The sequence below is a fragment of the Kribbella caucasensis genome, assembly GCF_004361855.1.
GTDB lineage: Bacteria > Actinomycetota > Actinomycetes > Propionibacteriales > Kribbellaceae > Kribbella > Kribbella caucasensis.
This window is the reverse complement of sequence record NZ_SNWQ01000014.1, coordinates 209051-230271: the sequence shown is the minus strand read 5'-3', so window position 1 is coordinate 230271 and position 21221 is coordinate 209051. Positions and strand designations below refer to the sequence as shown.

Below are 21221 nucleotides of genomic sequence, written 5' to 3'. Positions count from 1 at the left end.
GCCCACTCGCCAGACCCGGCCGGGATCGCAACCGCCCGGCCGGCGGGTCTAGTGGCGCTGGTGGTGGCGGTCGACTTCGGGTCGACCTTCACGAAGGCGATCGCGGTGGACGCCGGCTCGGGTGACCTGGTCGCCCGGGCCGAACACCGGACCACCATCGGCACCGACATCATGGACGGCTGGAACGCTTGCCGCCAGCAACTTCTCGCCGCCGATCGCGCCGTCGCCACCGCCGAAGTACTGGCCTGTTCAAGCGCCGGTGGTGGCCTGCGGATCGGTGTCGTCGGCAACGAAGAGCTCGTCACCGCCGAGGCGGGCCGACGGGTCGCGCTGTCCAGCGGCGGCCGGGTCGTTGCCGTGGTCAACGGCGGACTGACCGCGACCTCGCTCAAGGAACTCCGAGCCGCCAAGCCTGACGTCGTACTCCTGCTCGGTGGCACCGACGGCGGCAACTCCGCCGTACTCACCAATGCCGCCGACGTCCTCGCGAAGTACAAGTGGCGTCGCCCGGTCGTTGTCGCCGGCAACCGAGAGGCCCAGGACGCGGTCCGCGACAAGCTGGGCGAGGTCCCGCATGTCATAGCGGACAACGTCGTTCCCGAGATCGGTGTGTTCGCGCCGGACAGCGCACGGGCCGCGATCCGCGAGATGTTCCTGGCCCACGTCATCGGCGGCAAGAACCTGTCCCGCGAGCCCGCCTTCGCCAAGATGGTCCGGGCCGCGACGCCCGATGTCGTACTCCGCGGAGTCGAGGTGCTGGCCGCGATCCACGGCGACGTGGCCGTGGTGGACATCGGCGGCGCGACCACGGACGTGCACTCGGTGATCGAGTTGGACCCCGAGGACGCGAATCTCGGTCGCGAGGTGGTTGCCACGCACCCCGTGACGCGGACCGTCGAGGGCGACCTCGGGATGCGGTGGAGCGCCGTACCGGTCGTCCAGGCTGGGATCGAGGCCGGCCTGATCGACGAAACCCCGGTACTGCGGGCCGCGGCGCAACGCCGGCACGACGACCCGGCGTACCTGCCGGGCGATGCCGAAGAGACGTCGTACGACGAACTGCTGGCCCGCGTCGCCGCGACGGTGGCGTTGCGGCGGCACGCGGGTCGGCAACGGGTCGTCTTCGGGCCTGGCGGACGGGTGATCGAGCGGTCCGGGAAGGATCTTCGTGAGGTCGATCTGCTGGTCGGATCCGGGGGAGTGCTGCGGCACAACCCGCCCGAGGTGGCGGCGCGGATCCTCGGTTCGGTCGCGGCCGGAGCGCAGGAGGAGGGTTGGCTGGTCCCGTCGGACAGCCCGATCTGCGTCGACCAGGATTACGTGCTCGCCGGGGTCGGTCTGCTGGCCGAGGTGAACCCGGTCGCCGCCCAGGGCCTCGCTCGCCGCATCGGTTCGGCCGTTCATGGAACCGTCGGCAGCGGGCACTAGTCTCAGGCAGGCAGCCGAGTAAGCGGAGGTGTGATGAGCGACCCGGGGCGGGACGAGTCGGCCGACGTACCGGAAGTGGGGCGCGACGAACCGAGTCTGGTGGCGGACAACGAGGTCGCCGAGCGCGTCAGCGACACCGTGGCACCGGATGACGAGAGTGCCGAGCATCCAGTGCTCACGTCCAGCCGGGGGAAGGTGGACACCGGGGTCACGCCGGCGATGCAGGTCGCGAGCGCGTGGGCCTGGCGTTTCCTGGTGATCGTGGCGGCCGTCGTCGTGATCGGCTACGGGATGCGGTACCTGTCCGAGGTCGTCGTACCGGTGACGGTCGGCGTCCTGCTCACCGCTCTGCTGGTGCCGGTGACGGACGGCCTGCAGAAGCTGAAGATCCCGCGCGGCCCGGCCGCCGGGATCACCGTGCTCGCGACCATCATCCTGGTCGCCGGGCTGCTCACCCTGGTCAGCGCGCAGATCGCGACGCAGTTCGAGGACCTGTCGAACCAGGTCGGCGAAGGTGTGCAGAAGCTGCGCGACCTGGCCCGGATCAACCTCAACATCACCGATCAGGACGTCACCGACCTGTTCAACCAGTTGCGCGACACGGTGATGTCAGGCGGCGCGCTGGGGCAGCGGGCGGCCGAGGTCGGGTCGACGGCCACGCACGTGGTGGCCGGTCTCTTCATCGCGCTGTTCTGCCTGTTCTTCTTCCTCTACCAGGGCGGGCAGATCTGGGCCTGGGTGGTCCGGCTGTTCCCGCTGCAGGCGCGCGCGAAGGCGGACTCGTCGGGTCGCAAGGCCTGGGTCTCGCTGACCGCGTTCGTCCGGGCGACCATCGTCGTCGCGGCCGTGGACGCGGTCGGGATCGCCATCGGCGCCGCCATCCTGGGGCTGCCGCTGGTGAGCGCGATCGGCATCCTGGTGTTCGTCGGCGCGTTCATCCCGGTCGTCGGCGCGCTGCTCAGCGGATCGGTCGCGGTACTGGTCGCGCTGGTGGCGAAGGGGCCGATCGTCGCGATCATCATGCTGGCCGTGGTGATCGGCGTACAGCAACTGGAGGCGCACGTGCTCCAGCCGTTCCTGCTCGGCCGCGCGGTCAGCGTGCACCCGCTGGCGATCATCCTCGCGATCGCGACCGGCGTGGTGATCGCCGGCATCGTCGGCGCCCTGGTCGCCGTACCGACCGCCGCCGTCCTGAACACCATCATCAACCACCTCGCCGGCAACGACGTAGACCCCGAACCCCCACGCCCCCTACCGCGAAGACACGTCCGCAAACCCCCACCCCCCGAACCCGCCGACAGCTAGCTGAACCCCAGTCAGCTTCCCCGTACGCCGGTTCCGCGGTCTGCTTGTGGTCCGGATTACTGCCAGACGCCGCCACTCCCCAGCGCGGCCAGTTGCGGGAACTTGGTGTGCCAGCGGCGCACGCAGTACCGCGGCGGCCGCAACTGCGGCCACAGCTCGATCAGCAGGTCCTTGTTCAGGAATCGGCTGAGGTCGGCGAGCGTCGAAGCCTCGCTCATCACCTTCGTGTACATCGACACCCGGTCATCAAGGTCGGCGAGGTCGTAGGTACGGTGCGGGCTCCAGTTGATGCGGACCGGGAGCTCGACGACCCCGGTGCGTGGACGGTGAGCTGGTCAAGTGAATCCGGCACGACATACGGGATCCGCGACGCGTACGAGTCTCCGGGCTGGGTCCGGCGCTCCTCGGTCATGAGTCCACTCTCGCCGATGGCTGGTTCAGGAGCTCGGCCCACTCGATCGCCGTCGCCCGGACTCTCGCTATCAGCTCGGGTGAGGCGCCGTAGCGCTCGAAGCCAGCGTTCGGCAGGCGGCTGCCTGCGAGTAATTGGCCGGCGAACATCTGGCGGTCCAGCGGGGTTGCCTCGCGCCGGTCGGCGAGGGCGAGCAGTGCGTCGGTGTCGTACCGGCCGCTGTCCAGCACGGCCTGTACATCGATCAGGTCCCGTGGTTCCAGTCGCGAGTACATTGCTCCGACCTTGCTGCCGACCGCGTCCGGCTCCGACAGGACCGGGCCGATGTCCAGCTGTACGGGCGGGAACCCTCGGTGGTCGACCCCGAGATCGGCCTTGGCCTCAGCGCCTGATTCATCGGCGACGACTACTCGGGCGAACGCCGGTGCCTGCCGGGCCACTTCGGTCTCCAGACCATCATCGCGGTAGGCGCCGACCAAGCGCTCGACCGCCGGGCGAAGCGCTCGGCGTCCAGCAGGTCGGTGAACAGGTCGATGTCGTCGGAGTCGCGATCGCCGAAGCCGTGCGCGCGGAGCGCATAGCCACCGGCGAGGACGAACCTGTCGTCGGCGAGGATCCGCAGCCCGACAGTCGCCATTCTGGTCTGGAGCGGGTTCATGCGGACAGTCTGCCGAACGCGGAGGCCCGGCCGGCGTTCCCGGCTGGTTGACCGGGTACAGCTAGCGGATCTGGCCTTCTCGGCCTGTGGTGCGGTCGGTCTGGGCGCCCTGGCGTTCGCCGGTGCCGGTGTTGGTGCGGGCCTCGCCCTGCTGCAGCGGCGGTGGGGTCGCCTTACTGAGAGCGGTCAAGGCCTGTGAAGCCCCCTGGGCGCTCTTGTAGGCCGCGTCCACCTTGTGGCGGAGGCTTGTGAGCGCGTCCTGCGAAACGGGGCTGCCCGATCCCGGGTCGGCGGCCGCTCCCTGATGGACCCGGCCGTCCCGGTGCTCGAGCCGGTACTGCCGTCTGAAGGCAGCCTCGGTTGCTGTCGTCATGACCCCTCCTCGTCGAGGTACACCGCGTAGTTGATCCCGACCGACACCGACAAAGGGTCCTTCATCGGCTTGACGCTGTACAGGTGGATCTGGGCGCCGGGCGGCGACCAGACCGCCAGATGACGGCGGCTGGTACCGGCGCCGGGTGCCCACTCGTCGACGAACCCGGGCTGGTTGTCGGAGCCGACGTACGTCGGTTGTCCCCAGTGCCGGCGAGCCAGCTCGAACTTGACCGGCCAATGCTCGTCCAGGCCCGCCTCGGCGGCGGCGACGTCGTCCGGCGCGATCGCGAACGCGACCCAGCCGCTGAACGGACTGTGCGGCAGGATCTGGTCGTCGTACACGGCCATCTCGGTACGGCGCCGGGTCAGGAAGCCCCATCCGTCGAGCTGGTCGTCGATCACCGTCTTCCGGTTGACCGGCCACGGCTTCCAACCGGTGGCCGAACCGACCCGCTTGATCAGCTTGCGCACCGGGACCGGCCCGGTTTCGCCCGCGTGCGGTCCGCCGAGCCGCCGCCAGTCGCGTACGTCGGCGAGATCGGCCATCGCCCGGTCGTCGTCGTCCAACGGCCTGTCCAGTGTCTTCATATACCGGTCTGTCCCTGTCGGTCCGCGCGTCACCCCTCGCGTGAAACCTAGTGGCCTACAGGGTCAGAGGACCCGCCCGTACTACGTCCGCCGGGTGCAGGTCGGCTGCCGAGGCAGTGGTCTGAGGTCAGGTCGCGAGGATGAGTGTGGTCATCGCGTCGACCGCCTCGTCGTCGGTCAGCCCCTGGGTGAGTGATCGCCAGGTCCAGAATGAGGTCGCGTGGCCGATGACGGCGCGGAGGCGACGTTCCTTCTCGCCGTCCACGTCGAACGCGGCCAGCAGGAACTCGCGGAATGCGCGGTCGTCGTTGTCGATCGCCTCGCGGATCGCCTCGGGCAGCAACGCCTTGTCCCGGTAGACGCCGAGCAGCATCGCCTGGCCGTCCCGGTAGAAGCGGTAGAGGTCGGCCAGACCGACTCGGAGCCGCTCGGCGGGATCGGCGTACTGCTCCCAACGGGCCGGATCAGGGACGACCTGCTGAGACAACCAGTGCGCCGAGCAGGCGGAGTACAAGGCGAGGTCGTCGGGAAAGTGCCGGTAGACGGTCAGCCGGGTGACGCCCGCCGCGGCGGCGATGCCGGCAATCGTGGTGCCGGACGGGCCGACCGTGCCGTGCAGGTGGACGGCAGCGTCGACTATCCGCTGCCGGGTCTCGTCGACCTGCTCCGCCCGCCGTTGCATCCGGTACGGGCGTGAGTTCGGCGACTGCTTCTGCTCAGTCAACTCTTGACACCGAATCTCCCCAGGCACACATTTGATGGAACGGCGCTGTTCATTGAATAGCGTACAAGGGGGAAGGGTGAAGGGGGAGGAGTTATGGAGATCCATCGGATGGGGCATGGGATCAGCGTGTTGAACGACCAGGTGCCGGTACCGGGCGCCGGATGCCTGCCGGTCAACGCCTTCGTGATCCAGTCAGAGCAGCCGGTGGTCATCGACACGGGGTTGAGCCTGCCGGACCGGAACTTCCTGGAAGCACTTGGTTCGGTGATGGATCCGGCGGACGTCCGGTGGATCTGGCTGACACATCCGGACCGGGACCACACCGGCGGCATCTTCGACCTGCTCGAGGCCGCGCCGCAGGCCAAGGTGGTGACCACGTTCATCGGGATGGGGATCATGTCGGTCGCGCAGCCGTTGCCGATGGACCGGGTCTTCCTGCTCAACCCGGGGCAGACGCTCGACGTCGGGGACCGGAAGCTGACGGCGTTCCGGCCGCCGCTGTTCGACAACCCGGCGACGGTCGGCTTCTACGACGACCGGGCCCGGGCGCTCTTCAGTTCGGACTGCTTCGGCGCGCCGATGCCTGACGCCGAATCGGCCGGCTGCAATGACGTCCGAGCTCTGCCGACCGATCAGGTCCGCGCCGGGCAGTTGCTGTGGGCCACGATCGACAGCCCGTGGGTGCACACGGTCGATCCGGACAAGTTCATGGCGACGATTCAGCCGTTGCGGGCGATGGAGCCTGAGATCGTGCTGAGCAGTCACCTGCCGCCCGCGCCCGGGGGTGTGGGGACCTTCTTCGACATGCTGACCGAGGCGCCGGCCGCCGATCCGTTCGTCGGGCCTGATCAAGAGGGGCTGATGCAGATGCTGGCCAGCTTCGAGCCGGCCTGAGCACAGCCCGTACGGCGTCCGCCGGGTGCGGGCCGCCTGGAGAACAACAGCCGCCCCGGGATTCCCAGGGGCGGCTGTTGTTTCGAAGTGGTGCGTCAGTGCATCGCGGCCGCGGCCGAGGCCTCGATGTTCTCGTCCTTCGGCTGGTTGTCGTTGCGGCCGGCCAGCCGCTGCTCCGGGGTGATGATCGCCAGTACGAGCGCGATCACCAGGAACGGCAGCGAGACCAGGAAGACGTCGCCCATCGCCTGGACCAGGCCGAGCAGCGCCCAGCCCTTCATCGGCTGCTGCAGCGCGTGCAGGGCGTCGACGCTGTTCGCCGCCTTGGCGAGCATGCCGACCATGTTCTGCGCGGTCTGCGGGACGATGTCGCCCAGGTGGTCCGTCAGCCGGCTGGTCAGCACCGCGCCGTACACCGCGGTACCGATCGCGCCACCCATCGAGCGGAAGAACGTCATCGTCGAGGTCGCGGTGCCCATGTGCTGCCGGGGCACGCTGTTCTGCGCGGCTGTGACGGTGATCTGCATCGACAGACCCAGACCGGCGCCCATCACGAACATGTAGATCGCCAGCTGCCAGTACGGCGTGTCCATCCCGATCGTGGACAGCATCACCATCGCACCGCCGACCAGGACCGCGGAGATGATCGGGTAGATCTTGTACCGGCCGGTCTTGCTCATCAGCTGACCACTCGGGATCGACGCGCTGAAGATACCGACGATCATCGGCAACAGGGCCAGCCCGGACCGGGTCGGCGACATGTCCTTGACCGCCTGTAGGTACAGCGGCAGGAAGATCAGCGCCCCGAACATCGCGAAGCCGAGCAGGAACGCGTAACCGGCGTACCCGGAGAAGATCCGGCCCTTGAACAGGTCCATCGGGATGATCGGCTCGGCCACCTTCAGTTCGACGAAGACGAAGGTGACGGACAGCACGACCGCGGCGACCAGCAGCGCGATCGTCGTACCGGAACCCCAGCCGTTGTCCGGGCCGCTCCAGGAGATGGCCAGCAGCAGGGTGGTGACCGCCGCGGTGATCACGCTGGCGCCCAGGTAGTCGATCTTGTGCGACCGCTTCACGTGCGGCAGCTTCAGCACCGCCGCGACGATGCCCAGGGCAACGAGTCCGATCGGCAGGTTGATCCAGAAGATCCAGCGCCAGCCGGGACCGTCGGTGAGCAGACCGCCGAGCAGCGGGCCGGCCACCGAGGACAGGCCGAACACGGCGCCGAAGTACCCCATGTACTTACCGCGCTCGCGGGGCGGGATCACGTCGCCGATGGTGGCGAAGGCGAGCGACATCAGGCCGCCGGCGCCCAGACCCTGGACGGCGCGGAAGCCGATCAGCTCTTCGATGTTCTGCGCCAGCGCGGACAGGACCGAGCCGGCCAGGAAGGTGACGATCGCCGCGATGAACAGCGGGCGGCGGCCGTACAGGTCGGAGATCTTGCCCCACAGCGGAGTGGATGCGGTCGAGGTCAGCAGGTACGCCGTGACCACCCAGGACAGCTTGTCCAGGCTGTTGAACTCACTGACGATCTGCGGCAGCGCCGTGCCGACGATGCTCTGGTCGAGCGCTGCCAGGAACATTCCCGCCATCAGACCGGCCAGCACGACCAGGATCTGCTTGTGGGACAGGTAGCTCGGTTCCGGCGCTGATGAAGACCCGCCGGAGACGGCGGGCTCGGTGGTGCTCATCTGGTGCTCTCCACGTTCTCTTCGGTGTTCTTCCGCGCGGCGATCGCGGCCCAGCCCTTGTCCGCCCAGGCGCGATCCGCCCAGGCCTTGGTGTCGCCGCCGCGCGCGTCGACGATGCTGGTGACGCCCTCGGCGAAGCGGGTCATCAGCCGTTCGAAAGTCTCGATGTCTGCATCGGTCCAGCCGTCCATCGCCTGGGCCAGCAACTGCATCCGCCGTTTGGAGGCGGCCTCCCACTCCTCGGTGCCCTGCTCGGTCAGCTCGACCCGGAAGGCGCGGCCGTCGTCGGGGTCGGCCGAGCGGCGGACCAGGCCGAGCTGCTCCAGCGACCGGACGTGCCGGCTCGCGGTGGAGGCGTCCAGCTCCAGCTTGGCGGCGAGGTCGGACAACCGCATCGCCCCGTGGCACCGGAGTACGAACAGGACCACGTGGACGCTGTGGTCGATCGTGTCACCGGGCTGCTTGGACTTCAGCCGCCGGCCGATCCGGGTGAACGCGTGCAGGACCCCTTCGATCGGGGTCTGCGCTGTGTACGCGTCATTTACTTGCATGCTGCAAGCATATACATGGTTGCGTGATACACGCAAATGAGTTTCCGAGGAGTTCATGTACGCCGCAAGTCGTTAACTCCCCGTGACCCGCCGGTCACGCCCCGGCAACGCGCCGGCAGTCGGCCAGAATGGCTGCCGCCGACGATGAGAGGAATGGGCGAATGGATCGGGTGGCGGTGGTGACCGGGGGTGGGTCCGGGCTCGGACGGGAGATGGCGCACGCGCTGGCGGCGGCCGGGTTCCGCGTCACGATCACCGGGCGGACCGAGGCGAAGTTGCGCGAAACGGTCGCCGGGGCCGAGGAGGAGATCGGGATCGCGGTCCTCGACGTCTCGGACGGGGTTGCCGTGCGCGACTTCTTCGCCGGCCTCGACCGAATCGACGTACTGGTGAACAACGCGGGCACGGGGTCGCCGGCGGCCGCCGTACCGGAGGTGTCGGAGGAGGACTGGCGGCGGGTGGTGGACACCAATCTGACCGGGTCGTTCCTGTGTGCGCAGGCCGCGTTCGCGCTGATGCTGCGGCAGGATCCCAAGGGCGGGCGGATCATCAACAACGGTTCGATTTCGGCGCACGTACCGCGGCCGCAGGGGATCGCGTACACCGCCAGCAAGCACGCGATCAGCGGCCTGACCAAGGGACTCGAGTTGGAGGGGCGCGCGCACGGGATCACCGCCTGCCAGATCGACATCGGCAACGCCGCCACCCAGATGACCGAGCGGATGGCACAAGGCGTGCTCCAGCCGGACGGGTCGATCGCGGTCGAGCCGACGTTCGATCCCAAGATCGTCGCGGACTTCGTGGTCCGGATCGCCCAGTTGCCGACCTCGGTGGCGGTACCGACCCTGACTGTGATGGCCGCGGGCATGCCGTACGTCGGTCGCGGTTGACCTCCAGTCGTATTGAGGTTCTACGGTCGGAACGTGGAGCCGCCCAAAACGACAAGAAAGTGTCGGCCGGTCCGTCTAGGGTCGAGGCCGTGAGTGAGCAGCGGGAGTCCTTGGTCCATGTCCGCGGGCTGAAGAAGTCGTACGGCGACTTCGAGGCGGTCCGCGGGATCGACCTGGACGTGTTCCGCGGCGAGGCGTTCGGGTTCCTCGGGCCGAACGGCGCGGGCAAGTCCTCGACCATGCGGATGATCGGTGCGGTCTCGCCGACCAGCGGGGGCACGCTGCGGATCCTCGGGATGGATCCGGCCACCGAGGGGCCGTCGATCCGGGCCCGCCTCGGCGTCTGCCCGCAGGACGACACACTCGACACCGAATTGTCGGTGCGGGAGAACCTGACCATCTACGGCCGGTACTTCGGGCTGAGCCGGGCCGAGTGCGGGAAGCGGGCGGACGAGCTGCTCGAGTTCGTCGCGCTGACCGAGAAGGCGAAGGTCAAGGTCGAGGAGCTGTCCGGTGGGATGAAGCGCCGGCTGACGATCGCCCGCTCGCTGGTGAGCAAGCCGGACCTGCTGCTGCTCGACGAGCCGACGACCGGTCTCGACCCGCAGGCGCGGCATCTGTTGTGGGACAAGCTGTTCCGGCTGAAACAGGCCGGCGTGACGCTGATCATCACCACCCACTACATGGACGAGGCCGAGCAGCTGTGCGACCGGCTGGTGGTGATGGACGGCGGGCTGATCGCGGCCGAGGGTTCACCGGCCGAGCTGATCCGCGACTACTCGACCCGGGAGGTGACCGAGCTGCGGTTCGGTCCGGAGGTGATGCTCTCCGACCACGACGCGCTGGCCGGCAAGGTGGCCGACCTGGCCGAGCGGATCGAGGTACTGCCGGATCGCCTGCTGCTGTACACCGATGACGGTGAGCACGCGGTCGCCGCCGTACACGAGCGTGGTCTGGAGCCGGCGGCGGTGCTGGTACGGCGGTCGACGCTGGAGGACGTGTTCCTGCGACTGACCGGCCGGACGTTGGTCGACTGATGGCGCTCGCACTGGAGAACGGGCGTCGCCAGTTCGACTACTGGGTCACCGTCTACAAGCGCACCTGGAAGGGCACGCTGATCAGCAGCTTCCTGCTGCCGTTGCTCTACCTGGCCGCGATGGGCATCGGCCTCGGCTCGTTCGTGGACAGCACCGGGACCGGCGAGCTCGGTGGCGTGAGCTACCTGCAGTTCATCGCGCCCGGGCTGCTCGCCGCCACCGGGTTGCAGATCGCCGTGGGGGAGGCGACGTACCCGGTGATGAGTGGGCTGAAGTGGCAGAAGTTCTTCCACTCGATGATCGCGACCCCACTGCGCCCGGCGGACGTCGTCTTCGGTCAGCTGGCCTTCATCGCGTTCCGGGTGACCAGTACCTGCGCGGTGTTCCTGGTGGTGATCGCCGCCTTCGGTGGGCTGGGGTCTCCGCTCGGCGTGCTGGCCCTGCCGGTCGCGCTGCTGGTCGGGATGGCCGCCGCCGGCCCGGTCGCCGCGTATGCCGCCAAGCTGGACAACGACGCCGGTTTCGCGATGATCTTCCGGTTCGGCGTGGTCCCGGCGTTCCTGTTCTCCGGCGCGTTCTTCCCGGTCTCGCAGCTGCCGAACTGGATCGAGTGGCTCGCGTACGTCAGCCCGCTGTGGCACGGGGTCGAGTTGTCCCGCGACCTGAGCCTGGGCACGGTCGAGCCGTGGCTGGCGCTCGTCAACGTCGGGTACCTGCTGGCCTGGTTCCTGATCGGCAGCTGGCTCGCCGTGCGCGCCTTCACCCGGAGGTTGATCGGCTGATGGCAACACTCACCGCACGGGTCGTTCCGGTCCCGGTTCGCCTCGGTGGTGGCCGGCACATCGTGGAGCGCAACTTCCTGCTCTACCGGCGTTCCTGGATCGTCTTCCTGTCCGGCTTCTTCGAGCCGGTGTTCTACCTGCTGTCGATCGGTATCGGGGTCGCCCAGCTGGTCGGCGACTTCACCCTGTCCGACGGCACCACGATCGGGTACGCCGCCTTCGTCGCGCCGGCGATGCTGGCCAGCTCGGCGATGAACGGTGCGATCTTCGACTCGACGTACAACATCTTCTTCCGGATGAAGTACGCCAAGCTCTACGACTCGATGCTGGCGACGCCGCTGCGGCCGTGGGACATCGCGACCGGCGAGGTGACCTGGGCGTTGCTGCGGGGTGCCTGCTATTCGGCGATGTTCCTGCTGGTGATGCTGGCGATGGGGCTGGTCGAGTCCTGGTGGGCGGTGGTCGCGCTGCCGGCTTCGGTGCTGATCGGCTTCGCGTTCGCCGGTGCCGGGATGGCGCTGACCACGTTCATGCGCAGCTGGCAGGACTTCGAGTTCGTCCAGCTGGCGGTGATCCCGATGTTCCTGTTCTCGGCGACGTTCTACCCGGTCGAGACCTACCCGGACGCGATCCGCTGGCTGGTCGAGATCACGCCGCTCTACCAGGGCGTCGTCCTCGAGCGCGCGTTCACCACCGGGACGGTCGGCTGGTCCCTGTTCGGCAACGCGCTCTACCTCGCCGCGATGGGCACCCTCGGCATGTACGTCGCCTCCCGCCGCCTCGGCAAACTCCTGCTCAAGTAGCCGCAAATGACCGGCCGGTGGGTGGATACGGCCGTAGGGTTTGGGAGTGATCAGTGCCAAGGACATCGCGCGGGCGGCGGATCTGTTGCACGACGTGGTGGCGCCGACGCCGCTGGAGTACTCGCGCTGGTTGAGTGAGCTGGTCGGCGGCGACGTGTTCCTCAAGTGCGAGAACCTGCAGCGGACCGGTTCGTTCAAGCTGCGCGGTGCGTATGTGCGGATGGCCCGGCTGTCCAAGTCCGAACGGGCGCGTGGTGTGGTCGCGGCGAGCGCGGGCAACCACGCGCAGGGGGTGGCGCTGGCGGCACAGTTGCTCGGCATCAAGGCGACCGTGTTCATGCCGCACGGCGCACCGATCCCGAAGGAGAAGGCCACCCGCGCGTACGGCGCCGAGATCCGCTTCGTCGGGACGTCGATCGACGATTGCCTGCGGGCTGCCCGCGAGTTCGAGGCGGAGACCGGCGCGATCCTGATCCATCCCTTCGATCACCCGGACATCGTGGTCGGGCAGGCGACGGTCGGGCTGGAGATCGTGGAGCAGTGCCCGCAGGTGCGGACGGTCGTCGTACCGACCGGTGGTGGCGGGCTGATCGCCGGGATCGCGGCCGCGGTGCAGCGCGACGGGATGCCGATCGACGTGGTCGGCGTACAGGCTGCGGGCGCTGCGGCGTACCCGGCCTCGCTGGCGGCCGGCGAGCCGATCCAGCTGGAACACATGAGCACGATGGCGGACGGGATCGCGGTCGGGCTGCCGGGCAAGGTGCCGTTCGAGGCGATCCAGCAGTACGTCGGGGAGATGCGGACTGTCTCCGAGGATTCGTTGTCCAAGGCCCTCTTGTTGGTGCTGGAACGGGCGAAGCTCCTGGTCGAACCGGCAGGCGCCGCCGCAGTCGCCGCCGTACTGGACGAGCCGAAACGGTTCAAGCCGCCCGTCGTGGTGGTGCTGTCCGGCGGCAACATCGACCCGATTCTGCTGATGAGGGTGATCCAGCACGGTATGGCCGCGGCCAGCCGGTACCTGTCGTTGCGGGTGCGGATCCCGGACACGCCGGGCGGCCTGGCGACTCTGCTGACGCAGCTCGCGGCGATGGACGCGAACATCATCGAGGTACTGCACGAACGCATCTCGGAGACCCTCAACCTGGACGAGGTCGAGGTCGCCCTGCAGCTCGAACTACGCGGCGAGGACCACCGCGACCGAGTACTGGCCAGCCTCACCGCCAACGGCTACACGTACACGCTCAACTGAGGATGATCGCCCCCGTCGTTGCGTCCGAAGAACCGAGGGTCATAGCCCACGTTTCTTCGGACGTCGTGCTCAGTCGAGCGGGTCGCAGGCCTTGACGAGGGGAGCGTGCAGTTTCTCGGCGAGAACCTGACGCTGGGTGGGCTTCGCCTCTGTCTGGCGGCGCAGGCCGTCCTCGGTGAGGCGGACTTTCACCGCGCGGCGGTCCTCGGGACACATGTGCCGTTCAACCAGGCCGGCGGTCTCCAGCCGGCCGATCACGCGGGACAACGCGCTCTGGCTCAGGTGCACCGACTTCGCGATCTTCTGCACCTTCGCGGACTGCTCGGGCAGCTCGGCGAGCCGCTCGAGCACCTCGTACTCACTCATGCCCAACGAGTGGGAGGACTGCAGCGCCCGGTCAAGTGCGCAGGTCAGGTCTGCGTGGCGAGCCAGCAGCTCGCGCCATTCGCGGACATCGGCGCTGGTCTCACCAGTCCCAACGCTGACCTTCGTGGCGGTCATGGAGGGGACGTTATCATGCATGCGCATTCTATGCAAACGCATTTAATGCCTAGACATTAGATGCACACGCATGGAATAGTCTCCCCTCGTGACACAGACAACGCACACCACATCACCGGCCCGCATGACCTGGGACGCGCGCCTCTGGGGCGCCCTCCTCGTGGTCTGCGGCGTGATCTTCCTCGACGGCCTGGACGTGTCGATGGTCGGCATGTCCCTGCCCTCCATCGGCGCGGACCTCGACGTCCAGCTCTCGTCCCTGCAGTGGGTCGTCACCGGCTACGTGCTCGGCTACGGCGGCTTCCTGCTGCTCGGCGGCCGGACCGCGGACCTGCTCGGCCGCCGCCGGGTCTTCCTGATCGCGCTGGCTGTCTTCGCCGTGGTCTCGATGCTGAGCTCCCTGGCCACCAACCCCGAACTGCTCATCGCCGCGCGGTTCGTGAAGGGTGTCGCCGCCGCGTTCACCGCGCCGGCCGCACTCTCGATCATCACCACGACCTTCCACGAGGGCCCGGACCGTAACCGCGCCCTCAGCATCTTCACCACCTGCGCCGCCAGCGGCTTCTCGATGGGCCTGATCCTCGGCGGCGCGCTGACCGAGGTCGGCTGGCGCTGGACCTTCCTGATGCCTGGCCCGGTCGCCCTGCTGGTCTTCTTCTTCGCCCTCAAGCTCATCCCGAACAGCCCGCGCGACGACGCCGCCGGCGGGTACGACATCCCCGGCGCGGTCACCGTCACGGCCGGCATGCTGTCTCTCGTGTACGCCGTGGTCGGCGCCGAACACGCCGGCTGGGTCTCGGTCCAGACGATCGGGCTGTTCGTTCTGGCGGCCGCGTTGCTGACCACGTTCGTGATCGTCGAGCGCCGGTCGAAGCACCCGCTGGTCCGGCTCGGCATCCTGCGGACCCCGTCCCTGCGGCGGGCGAACCTGGCGATCCTGACCGTGTTCGGTGCCTATGTCGCCTTCCAGTTGATCGGCACGCTCTATCTGCAGAACCTGCTCGGCTGGTCCTCGTTCGAGACCGCGCTGGCCTTCCTGCCCGCCGGTCTGCTGGTCGCGACGCTCTCCCCGAACGCGGGCAAGCTGGCCGACCGGATCGGCACCGAGCGGATGATCATCGCCGGTATGGCGCTGTTCGTCGTCGGGTACGCCCTGTCGCTGCGGATCGGCCCGGAGTCGGCGTACTTCGCGACCGTCTTCCCGACGATCATGCTGATCGGCCTCGGGTTCGCGATCGCGTTCCCGGCGCTGAATATCCAGGCAGTCTCCGGGGTCGAGGACCACGAACAGGGTCTCGCGTCCGGTCTCTTCAACACCTCCAACCAGGTCGGCGGCGCGATCATGCTCGCCGTTGTCACCGCCGTGATCGGCAGCCAGTCGGTCGGCGTGACCACGCCCGCCGGGATGCTGTCGGCGTACAAGCCGGCTCTCGGGGTGGTCACGGGCATCGCCGCGGTCGGCCTGCTGGTCGCCCTCACCGGCCTGATCGGCCTCAAGGCCCGCCGCGCCACCGAAGCCCAGGAGACAGCCGAACTCGAGTCCGTCCAGCGCGAACTAGCCGAAGAGGAAATGACCCCCGCCGCCTGATCCGTACGGGGCTCACCACGGGGAACCACGAAATACAGCGACACCGGTCCCTCCAGCGACCGCGTAGTACGGCGACAACCGGTCCCGCGAGGGGGCGTGAAGTACATAGAGAGAAATCGCAGTGCGGGTCCCGGGCTACTCCGCCGGGGCCCGCACTGTTTCGTGCGCGGGAGAGTTCGGGGCGATCCCTTATTGGTTTGGCCCCGCCGGAGTGCTGGACTGTGGACATGAGCGAGAGCGACTACGAGCGCCGGGTCAAGGACGTCCTCGACCGGGTCGCCAGGGGCCACCTGACCAGCGACGAGGCCGCGACACTGATCGCAGCCCTCACCAAGCCCGACGCCACACCGGCAGCCGGGACCACCCCAGCGTCAGCACCCGAGGCAACCCCGGACGCAACCCCGACCCCCGACGCCGAGCCGACGGGTGCCGGGTCGCCGGATGCCGACTCGGCGGCGGACGCTGATTCGCGCGTCGGCTGGCCCGAGGATGTGCCATCCGCATCCGTCTGGGCAGACGCAGTCGACTCTCCCGACGCAGCCGACCAGGCCCCCGGCCCGAAGCACGCGGCCGCCACCTCCACCGATTCCACTCCCGGCGCGCCCGCGTCCGGCCCCACCGCCGACTCCGCGGCCTCCTCGTCCACCGATTCCGCTCCCGGTGCGTCGACATCTGGCGCCACCGCCGACTCTGCCTCCACCGAGCCGACTGCTGGTACTGCGGGAGCCGCGGCCGGTGCTGCTGGTGAGGGTGCCGACGAGACCCTGGACAGCGTGGTCGACGATGCGCCGATTGAGGGTGCACTCGTGGACGAGCCGTCGGATGCGGAGCCGACCGAAGAGGAGCGGGAGGCCGACCACAGCAACGTGCCGATGCCGTCCGGGGTGCGCAGGGTGACGATCCGCGCGGTCGGCCGCCGGGTACGCCTGATCGGCGAACCCGCGATCAACGGCGTCGCGGTCGACGGCCCGCACGTGATCAAGCGCGACGGCGACACCCTCGCGATCACCAGCGACGGCGACATGGGCGTCTCGATCGACGGTTTCAGCATGCTCCGCACCCGCTCGGTCGGCGACCTCAAGTCGCACGTCAACGGATTCGCCAGGGAACTGTCCATCCGGGTCAACCCGATGCTCGAGGTCGAGATCGAGGTCACCGGCGGAAGCGTCGCGGCCGAACGCCTGCCCGGCCTGACCCGGGTCCGCGTCACCGCCGGCACCGCGAAGGTCACCGATGTCGACGGCCCGATCGACCTGCTCGTCCAGGCCGGTTCCGCGAACCTCGACGCCCAGATCACCAAGGGGCGTTCCCGGGTCCGGGTCGAATCCGGTACCGCCACCGTCAACCTCCGCCGGGGCTCCGACGTCCGCGTCCACACCGAGTCCCAGCTCGGCCGGGTCACCTGGACCGGCGCTGTCAGCGGCCAGTCCAAGGACGTCGAGATCGGCCGAGGCCGCGCCGCCCTCGACGTAGAAGTCCTGGTAGGCCAAGCCCAAATCGCCTCCGACTGACTACGACTGGCCTGGTCGCGTCACTGGCGGCTATCCGCACCGCTGGCGTGTTATAACCCGCCAGCGGTGACACATGCACCCCAGTGGTGAAACAAGTCCTCAGCGGTGAGACGGACCGCTCTCGAAGCTGGCATCCGGGACGGTCCGCAGGGTGCGGAAGGGGGAGAGGACGAGCCAGGCGGAGCCGAGGAGGGTGGCAATGCCGGCGATCCAGAGGGTTGGACGGAGGCCGAAGGTCGTGCCGAGGAGACCGCCGAGCAAGCTGCCGATCGGGGCCGCGCCCCAGCCGACGAAGCTCATCGTCGCGCTGACCCGGCCTTGCAGGTCAGGTGGGCAGACCCGTTGCCGGGTGCTCACCTGGACGATGTACGCGACGATGATGCAGCTTCCGGCCAGCAACATCGCCCCGACGTACCAGGCGAGTCCCCAGCCGGGGCCGGTCAGCGCCTGCAGGGTGAAGGCGACGCCGATCCCGATCGTGGCGAGCAGGAAAGCACGGGCGTCGCCGATGCGGTTGCTGAGGCGTTCGGTGAGTGCGGAGGCGGCCAACGCCCCGAGCAGTCCGGTCATGCTGAGCAGGCCGATGGTGCTGGGTGACAGGTGGATCTCCCGGACCAGGAACACGATCATCACCGCCCCGTTGGCAGCCTGGAACAACATGGTGGTCGCGGTGTTCAGCGCGATCGGTCGCAGTAGTGGATGGCGGAACACGTAGCGGAGGCCCTCGACGATCTCCCGTCGCAGGTTGCGGTGTTCCGGTGCGGTCGGCCGCACCTCCGGCGTACGGATGGAGCGGAGCCATAGTGCGGACCAGAGGAAACCAACGGCATTCAGACCGATCGTCACCGCCGCACTGAGCCACTGGACGAGGACACCGCCCGCTCCGGCGCCGACCACTGCGGCGACCGAGTGGTTCCCGGCAAGTCGCGCGTTGCCGGGCAGCAGCTGTTCCGGCGACAGCAACCGGGGCGGGTACGAGCTGTGCGCCACGTCGAACAGCACCGTCAACAGTCCGGCGGCAGTCAGTACGACGTACAGCTGGGTCAGTGTCAGTACGTCGAACGCGGCGGCAACCGGGATCGAACCGAAGAGCACCGCGCGGCCGAGATCCGCAGCGACGAGGACGGGCAGGCAGCGGATCCGGTCGACCCAGGCGCCGGCGAACAACCCGAGCACCAGCCAAGCGGCGGTCTCACACGTTCGCAGCAGCGAGACCTGCAGGGTCGAGGCGTTCAGGGTGAGCAGGGCGAGCAGGGGAAAGGCGATCATGCCGAGCCGGGCGCCGAGCTGACTCAGCAGATCGGCGATCCACAAGCGGCGGAAATCGGGATGACTGAGGATGCCGGGCGAAGTCATGCTGGGACGGTAGATCGCAGACTTGAGCCTTGTCGACTCAACGGGCAACAGTTGAGTCTGATCGACTCAAGTCCAAGCCACGAAGCTCGTATTGTTGCTATGGCTTATATAGCTGCTAACGTATTTAGCCAGAGACAAAATCCTTCGCATTCTGTCAGCGGGCTCAGTCAGGATGACCCGCATCACATCGAGGAAGGAGCAGCTGGGATGGCTGCCATCGAGGCGACAGGCCTCGTGAAGACGTTCAGAGCCAGGAAGAACACGGTCAGGGCCCTCGACGGGATCGATCTGGAGGTGCCGGAAGGGAGTGTGCTCGGCCTGCTCGGGCCGAACGGCGCGGGCAAGACCACGACCGTCCGCGTGCTCACCACCCTGATGCGGCCGGACGAGGGCAGTGCACGGGTGCTCGGCCACGACGTGATCAAGGAGGCCGACACCGTTCGCAAGCTGGTCGGGCTGTCGGGCCAGTACGCGGCGGTCGACGAGTTGCTCACCGGCCGGGAGAACCTGTGGATGTTCGGCCGGCTGTACCGGCTGACCACACAGCAGGCCAAGCAGCGTGCCGAGGAACTGCTGGAGATCTTCGACCTGACCGACGCCGCGGACCGGATCCTGAAGACGTACTCCGGCGGTATGCGGCGGCGCCTCGACCTGGCCGGTTCGCTGATCGCGCACCCGAAGGTGCTGTTCCTCGACGAACCGACCACCGGGCTCGACCCGCGGAGCCGGCTCGATCTGTGGCAGATCATCCGGGACCGGGTCAGCGAAGGCGTGACCATCCTGCTGACCACGCAGTACCTGGAAGAGGCCGACGAGCTGGCCGACAGCATCGCAGTCGTCGACCACGGCTCGGTGATCGCGCGCGGGACTGCCGACGAGCTCAAGGCGAAGGTCGGCGGCGAGCGGATCGAGGTGGTCACGCACGACCCGGACGAGTCGTATCGCGCGCTGGAGTTGCTCACCGCGGCGCTGGAGATCAGCGATCCGGAGGCGACCTCGCTGGACAAGAACAGCAAGCGGCTCACCATCCCCGCGCCCGGCGGATCGTCCGCGCTGGTTGACGTCATCCGCACCCTCGACGGCGCCGGGATCCGGATCGCCGACATCGCGTTGCGCCGGCCGACACTGGACGACGTGTTCCTCAGCCTCACCGGGCACGCCACCGACAACCGTGACACCGACACCGCCACCGACAGCGACGAGGCCGCCGGTCGCCCGGCGAGCAGGAAGAAGGCAAAGGCATGAGTACGACGCGTGAGTCGGCCAAGGTGAGCCCGATCGGCCAGGCCGTGAGCGACGCGGGGATCCTCGCCTGGCGGACGCTGAAGCGGATCCCGCGGACACCGGACATGCTGATCTACGCGACGATCCAGCCGATCATGTTCGTCCTGCTGTTCGCGTACGTGTTCGGCAACGCGATCCCGATCCCGGGCTTCCCGGGGGCGAGGGCGTACCGGGAGTTCCTGATGTCCGGGATCTTCGCTCAGACGATGGCGTTCGCGGTCGCGTCGGCGAGTGTCGGGCTGGCGGACGACATGTCGAAGGGGCTGATCGACCGGTTCCGGTCGTTGCCGATGGCACGGTCCGGGGTGATCGCCGGGCGGGTGATCGGGGACGTGGTGTTCAACGCGTTCGTGATGCTGGTGATGGTGATCTGCGGGTTCATCGTCGGCTGGCGGTGGCACAACGGGATCGGTCAGGCGTTGGCGGCGTTCGCGATTCTGTTGCTGTTCGCGTTCGCGATGCTGTGGGTGGGGGCGTTGATCGGGTTGTCGGTGGGGAGTCCCGAGGTTGCGGCGTCGGCGGGGTTGATCTGGTTGTTCCCGTTGACGTTCTTGTCGAATGCGTTTGTGCCGACGCCGAATCTGCCGAGTGGTTTGCAGCCGGTGGCGGAGTGGAATCCGATCTCGTCGATCGTCGCGGCATGCCGGCATTTGTTCGGCAATCCGTCGCCGTTCGCGAGTCCGGATGGGTTCCCGGCGCAGCATCCGGTGTGGCTCAGTCTGATCTGGTGCGCGGTGATTATCGGGGTGTTCGCTCCGCTTGCCGTCCGGAAGTACCGGTTGACCGCCGGCCACTGAGAGGTACAGACGAAAGAAGCGCCCCCGGCGGGTTGTCCGCCGGGGGCGCTTGCAGCGCTGGTGGCGGTTAGCCGGTGAAGGGTTCGGCGGCGACGATCTCGACTGTGACGTCCTTGCCGTTGGGGGCCTCGTAGGTGGCCCGGTCGCCCTTCTTCTTGCCGAGGATGGCCGAACCGAGCGGCGACTGCGGCGAGTACACGTCGATGTCGACCGACGAGTCCAGGGCCAGCAGCTCGCGGGATCCGAGCAGGAACGTCTCCACCTCGTCGTCACCGGCGAACTTGATGGAAACCTTCATGCCTGGCTCGACCACGCCCTTGCCCTTGGGTGTCTCGCCGACCTTGGCCCGGCGCAGCATGTCCTCGAGCTGCCGGATCCGGAGCTCGATCTTGCCTTGTTCGTCCTTGGCCGCGTGGTAGCCGCCGTTCTCCTTGAGGTCGCCCTCGTCCCGGGCCTCGCTGATCCGTTGGGTGATCTCCGCGCGGGCCGGGCCCTTCAGGTGCTCGAGCTCAGACTTCAGCTGGTCGTAGCCATCCTGTGTCAGCCAGACAACGCTGTCTTGAATGTTCTGCGTCACGGGCTGCTCCTTGTGTCGATGGGATGGGTAGAAAAGCCTCTGGCCGCCGTCGTCGACGGCGACCAATCCATCGAGCGTAGCAAGAAGAGGCTCAGAACCCCACAGCTCTGCCTCTTCTCAACCTGCCGGAAAGCGATTTCTCGCGGCTCGGTGTAATCGGCTGCTCTCGCGGCGGGGTCGGATGGGACTCACGTTGTCCGAGGAATGGACAAAG

At 68.1% G+C, this 21221-nt stretch carries 23 protein-coding genes; 12 read left to right on the top strand and 11 right to left on the bottom strand.

Translation table 11 applies throughout. The annotated features are described in order from the left end of the window. The first annotated feature begins 60 nt into the window (after nucleotides 1-60). Complete coding sequence (locus tag EV643_RS27370) at nucleotides 61-1428, top strand: glutamate mutase L (RefSeq protein ID WP_238165837.1); 1368 nt, start codon at nucleotides 61-63, stop codon at nucleotides 1426-1428. Between the two features lie 33 nt (nucleotides 1429-1461). Continuing rightward, complete coding sequence (locus EV643_RS27365) at nucleotides 1462-2733, top strand: AI-2E family transporter (RefSeq protein ID WP_133803018.1); 1272 nt, start codon at nucleotides 1462-1464, stop codon at nucleotides 2731-2733. Nucleotides 2734-2789: 56 nt separating this feature from the next. Here EV643_RS27365 and EV643_RS44315 read toward each other — a convergent pair whose 3' ends face one another. The 6 genes from EV643_RS44315 to EV643_RS27345 all read right to left on the bottom strand — a co-directional run bounded on the left by EV643_RS44315 (nucleotide 2790) and on the right by EV643_RS27345 (nucleotide 5490). After that, nucleotides 2790-2951 (bottom strand): hypothetical protein, encoded by a 162-nt coding sequence (locus EV643_RS44315; protein WP_166665597.1) that lies wholly within the window; start codon nucleotides 2949-2951, stop codon nucleotides 2790-2792. A gap of 190 nt (nucleotides 2952-3141) precedes the next feature. Further along, nucleotides 3142-3624, bottom strand: coding sequence for a hypothetical protein (locus tag EV643_RS44310; protein ID WP_370452392.1), 483 nt, complete (start codon nucleotides 3622-3624; stop codon nucleotides 3142-3144). Continuing rightward, nucleotides 3552-3803: a nucleotidyl transferase AbiEii/AbiGii toxin family protein gene (locus EV643_RS44305; RefSeq protein ID WP_166665595.1), complete on the bottom strand. Its 252-nt coding sequence runs from the start codon at nucleotides 3801-3803 to the stop codon at nucleotides 3552-3554. Before EV643_RS44305 ends, EV643_RS44310 begins: the two co-directional genes overlap by 73 nt. Nucleotides 3804-3864: 61 nt before the next feature. Next, on the bottom strand, nucleotides 3865-4176 hold the full coding sequence (locus EV643_RS27355) for a hypothetical protein (RefSeq protein WP_133803016.1): 312 nt from the start codon (nucleotides 4174-4176) through the stop codon (nucleotides 3865-3867). Further along, the gene (locus EV643_RS27350) at nucleotides 4173-4766 is read right to left on the bottom strand and encodes a hypothetical protein (RefSeq protein ID WP_133803015.1); all 594 of its coding nucleotides are present in this window, start codon (nucleotides 4764-4766) and stop codon (nucleotides 4173-4175) included. Before EV643_RS27350 ends, EV643_RS27355 begins: the two co-directional genes overlap by 4 nt. 127 nt (nucleotides 4767-4893) lie before the next feature. Next, nucleotides 4894-5490 carry a TetR/AcrR family transcriptional regulator gene (locus EV643_RS27345; RefSeq protein WP_202869780.1) on the bottom strand — a complete coding sequence of 199 codons (597 nt, stop codon included), beginning with the start codon at nucleotides 5488-5490 and terminating at the stop codon, nucleotides 4894-4896. A 93-nt stretch (nucleotides 5491-5583) separates the two neighbouring features. Between EV643_RS27345 and EV643_RS27340 the strand changes: the two genes are divergently transcribed. Continuing rightward, on the top strand, nucleotides 5584-6384 hold the full coding sequence (locus tag EV643_RS27340; RefSeq protein WP_133803014.1) for an oxygen-binding di-iron domain-containing protein: 801 nt from the start codon (nucleotides 5584-5586) through the stop codon (nucleotides 6382-6384). 95 nt (nucleotides 6385-6479) lie between these two features. Here the strand turns inward: EV643_RS27340 and EV643_RS27335 are convergent, their stop codons facing one another. Then, entirely contained in the window at nucleotides 6480-8081 is a 1602-nt protein-coding gene (locus EV643_RS27335; protein ID WP_133803013.1) for an MDR family MFS transporter, read from the bottom strand. Beyond that, a complete protein-coding gene (locus EV643_RS27330) occupies nucleotides 8078-8632 on the bottom strand; it encodes a MarR family winged helix-turn-helix transcriptional regulator (protein WP_133803012.1) in 555 nt (184 codons plus the stop codon). Before EV643_RS27330 ends, EV643_RS27335 begins: the two co-directional genes overlap by 4 nt. Nucleotides 8633-8793: 161 nt before the next feature. Between EV643_RS27330 and EV643_RS27325 the strand changes: the two genes are divergently transcribed. The 5 genes from EV643_RS27325 (at nucleotide 8794) to ilvA (ending at nucleotide 13393) form a co-directional block, all read left to right on the top strand. Beyond that, complete coding sequence (locus EV643_RS27325) at nucleotides 8794-9522, top strand: SDR family oxidoreductase (RefSeq protein WP_133803011.1); 729 nt, start codon at nucleotides 8794-8796, stop codon at nucleotides 9520-9522. Nucleotides 9523-9611: 89 nt separating this feature from the next. Beyond that, nucleotides 9612-10559, top strand: coding sequence for an ABC transporter ATP-binding protein (locus EV643_RS27320; RefSeq protein ID WP_133803010.1), 948 nt, complete (start codon nucleotides 9612-9614; stop codon nucleotides 10557-10559). Continuing rightward, nucleotides 10559-11341, top strand: a complete 783-nt coding sequence (locus tag EV643_RS27315; RefSeq protein ID WP_133803009.1) for an ABC transporter permease — start codon at nucleotides 10559-10561, stop codon at nucleotides 11339-11341. The genes EV643_RS27320 and EV643_RS27315 overlap by 1 nt, the downstream gene beginning before the upstream one ends. Next, nucleotides 11341-12144 carry an ABC transporter permease gene (locus EV643_RS27310; protein ID WP_133803008.1) on the top strand — a complete coding sequence of 268 codons (804 nt, stop codon included), beginning with the start codon at nucleotides 11341-11343 and terminating at the stop codon, nucleotides 12142-12144. The genes EV643_RS27315 and EV643_RS27310 overlap by 1 nt, the downstream gene beginning before the upstream one ends. Before the next feature lie 46 nt (nucleotides 12145-12190). Further along, nucleotides 12191-13393, top strand: coding sequence for a threonine ammonia-lyase (gene ilvA, locus EV643_RS27305; RefSeq protein ID WP_133803007.1), 1203 nt, complete (start codon nucleotides 12191-12193; stop codon nucleotides 13391-13393). A gap of 69 nt (nucleotides 13394-13462) precedes the next feature. On the opposite strand, the gene EV643_RS27300 is transcribed toward ilvA, so the two are convergent. Beyond that, a complete protein-coding gene (locus tag EV643_RS27300) occupies nucleotides 13463-13894 on the bottom strand; it encodes a MarR family winged helix-turn-helix transcriptional regulator (RefSeq protein ID WP_238165836.1) in 432 nt (143 codons plus the stop codon). An 88-nt stretch (nucleotides 13895-13982) separates the two neighbouring features. Here EV643_RS27300 and EV643_RS27295 point away from each other — a divergent pair, with 88 nt between their 5' ends. Beyond that, nucleotides 13983-15482, top strand: coding sequence for an MFS transporter (locus tag EV643_RS27295; RefSeq protein WP_202869779.1), 1500 nt, complete (start codon nucleotides 13983-13985; stop codon nucleotides 15480-15482). Between the two features lie 227 nt (nucleotides 15483-15709). Then, nucleotides 15710-16993 (top strand): hypothetical protein, encoded by a 1284-nt coding sequence (locus EV643_RS27290; RefSeq protein WP_133803005.1) that lies wholly within the window; start codon nucleotides 15710-15712, stop codon nucleotides 16991-16993. 99 nt (nucleotides 16994-17092) lie between these two features. On the opposite strand, the gene EV643_RS27285 is transcribed toward EV643_RS27290, so the two are convergent. Continuing rightward, entirely contained in the window at nucleotides 17093-18349 is a 1257-nt protein-coding gene (locus tag EV643_RS27285; protein ID WP_133803004.1) for an MFS transporter, read from the bottom strand. A gap of 207 nt (nucleotides 18350-18556) precedes the next feature. On the opposite strand from EV643_RS27285, the gene EV643_RS27280 reads away from it, so the two are divergent. Beyond that, nucleotides 18557-19594 carry an ATP-binding cassette domain-containing protein gene (locus EV643_RS27280; protein WP_133803003.1) on the top strand — a complete coding sequence of 346 codons (1038 nt, stop codon included), beginning with the start codon at nucleotides 18557-18559 and terminating at the stop codon, nucleotides 19592-19594. Further along, nucleotides 19591-20430 carry an ABC transporter permease gene (locus tag EV643_RS27275; protein ID WP_133803002.1) on the top strand — a complete coding sequence of 280 codons (840 nt, stop codon included), beginning with the start codon at nucleotides 19591-19593 and terminating at the stop codon, nucleotides 20428-20430. The genes EV643_RS27280 and EV643_RS27275 overlap by 4 nt, the downstream gene beginning before the upstream one ends. A gap of 67 nt (nucleotides 20431-20497) precedes the next feature. On the opposite strand, the gene greA is transcribed toward EV643_RS27275, so the two are convergent. Beyond that, nucleotides 20498-21007, bottom strand: coding sequence for a transcription elongation factor GreA (greA, locus tag EV643_RS27270; RefSeq protein ID WP_133803001.1), 510 nt, complete (start codon nucleotides 21005-21007; stop codon nucleotides 20498-20500). Between the last annotated feature and the right edge of the window lie 214 nt (nucleotides 21008-21221).

Coding starts and splice junctions, on each gene's coding strand:
- EV643_RS27365 (WP_133803018.1), top strand. CDS start 1,462: ATGAGCGACCCGGGGCGGGACGAGTCGGCCGACGTACCGGAAGTGGGG.
- EV643_RS44315 (WP_166665597.1), bottom strand. CDS start 2,951: ATGAGCGAGGCTTCGACGCTCGCCGACCTCAGCCGATTCCTGAACAAG.
- EV643_RS44305 (WP_166665595.1), bottom strand. CDS start 3,803: ATGAACCCGCTCCAGACCAGAATGGCGACTGTCGGGCTGCGGATCCTC.
- EV643_RS27355 (WP_133803016.1), bottom strand. CDS start 4,176: ATGACGACAGCAACCGAGGCTGCCTTCAGACGGCAGTACCGGCTCGAG.
- EV643_RS27350 (WP_133803015.1), bottom strand. CDS start 4,766: ATGAAGACACTGGACAGGCCGTTGGACGACGACGACCGGGCGATGGCC.
- EV643_RS27340 (WP_133803014.1), top strand. CDS start 5,584: ATGGAGATCCATCGGATGGGGCATGGGATCAGCGTGTTGAACGACCAG.
- EV643_RS27335 (WP_133803013.1), bottom strand. CDS start 8,081: ATGAGCACCACCGAGCCCGCCGTCTCCGGCGGGTCTTCATCAGCGCCG.
- EV643_RS27330 (WP_133803012.1), bottom strand. CDS start 8,632: ATGCAAGTAAATGACGCGTACACAGCGCAGACCCCGATCGAAGGGGTC.
- EV643_RS27325 (WP_133803011.1), top strand. CDS start 8,794: ATGGATCGGGTGGCGGTGGTGACCGGGGGTGGGTCCGGGCTCGGACGG.
- EV643_RS27315 (WP_133803009.1), top strand. CDS start 10,559: ATGGCGCTCGCACTGGAGAACGGGCGTCGCCAGTTCGACTACTGGGTC.
- EV643_RS27310 (WP_133803008.1), top strand. CDS start 11,341: ATGGCAACACTCACCGCACGGGTCGTTCCGGTCCCGGTTCGCCTCGGT.
- EV643_RS27300 (WP_238165836.1), bottom strand. CDS start 13,894: ATGACCGCCACGAAGGTCAGCGTTGGGACTGGTGAGACCAGCGCCGAT.
- EV643_RS27290 (WP_133803005.1), top strand. CDS start 15,710: ATGAGCGAGAGCGACTACGAGCGCCGGGTCAAGGACGTCCTCGACCGG.
- EV643_RS27285 (WP_133803004.1), bottom strand. CDS start 18,349: ATGACTTCGCCCGGCATCCTCAGTCATCCCGATTTCCGCCGCTTGTGG.
- EV643_RS27280 (WP_133803003.1), top strand. CDS start 18,557: ATGGCTGCCATCGAGGCGACAGGCCTCGTGAAGACGTTCAGAGCCAGG.
- EV643_RS27275 (WP_133803002.1), top strand. CDS start 19,591: ATGAGTACGACGCGTGAGTCGGCCAAGGTGAGCCCGATCGGCCAGGCC.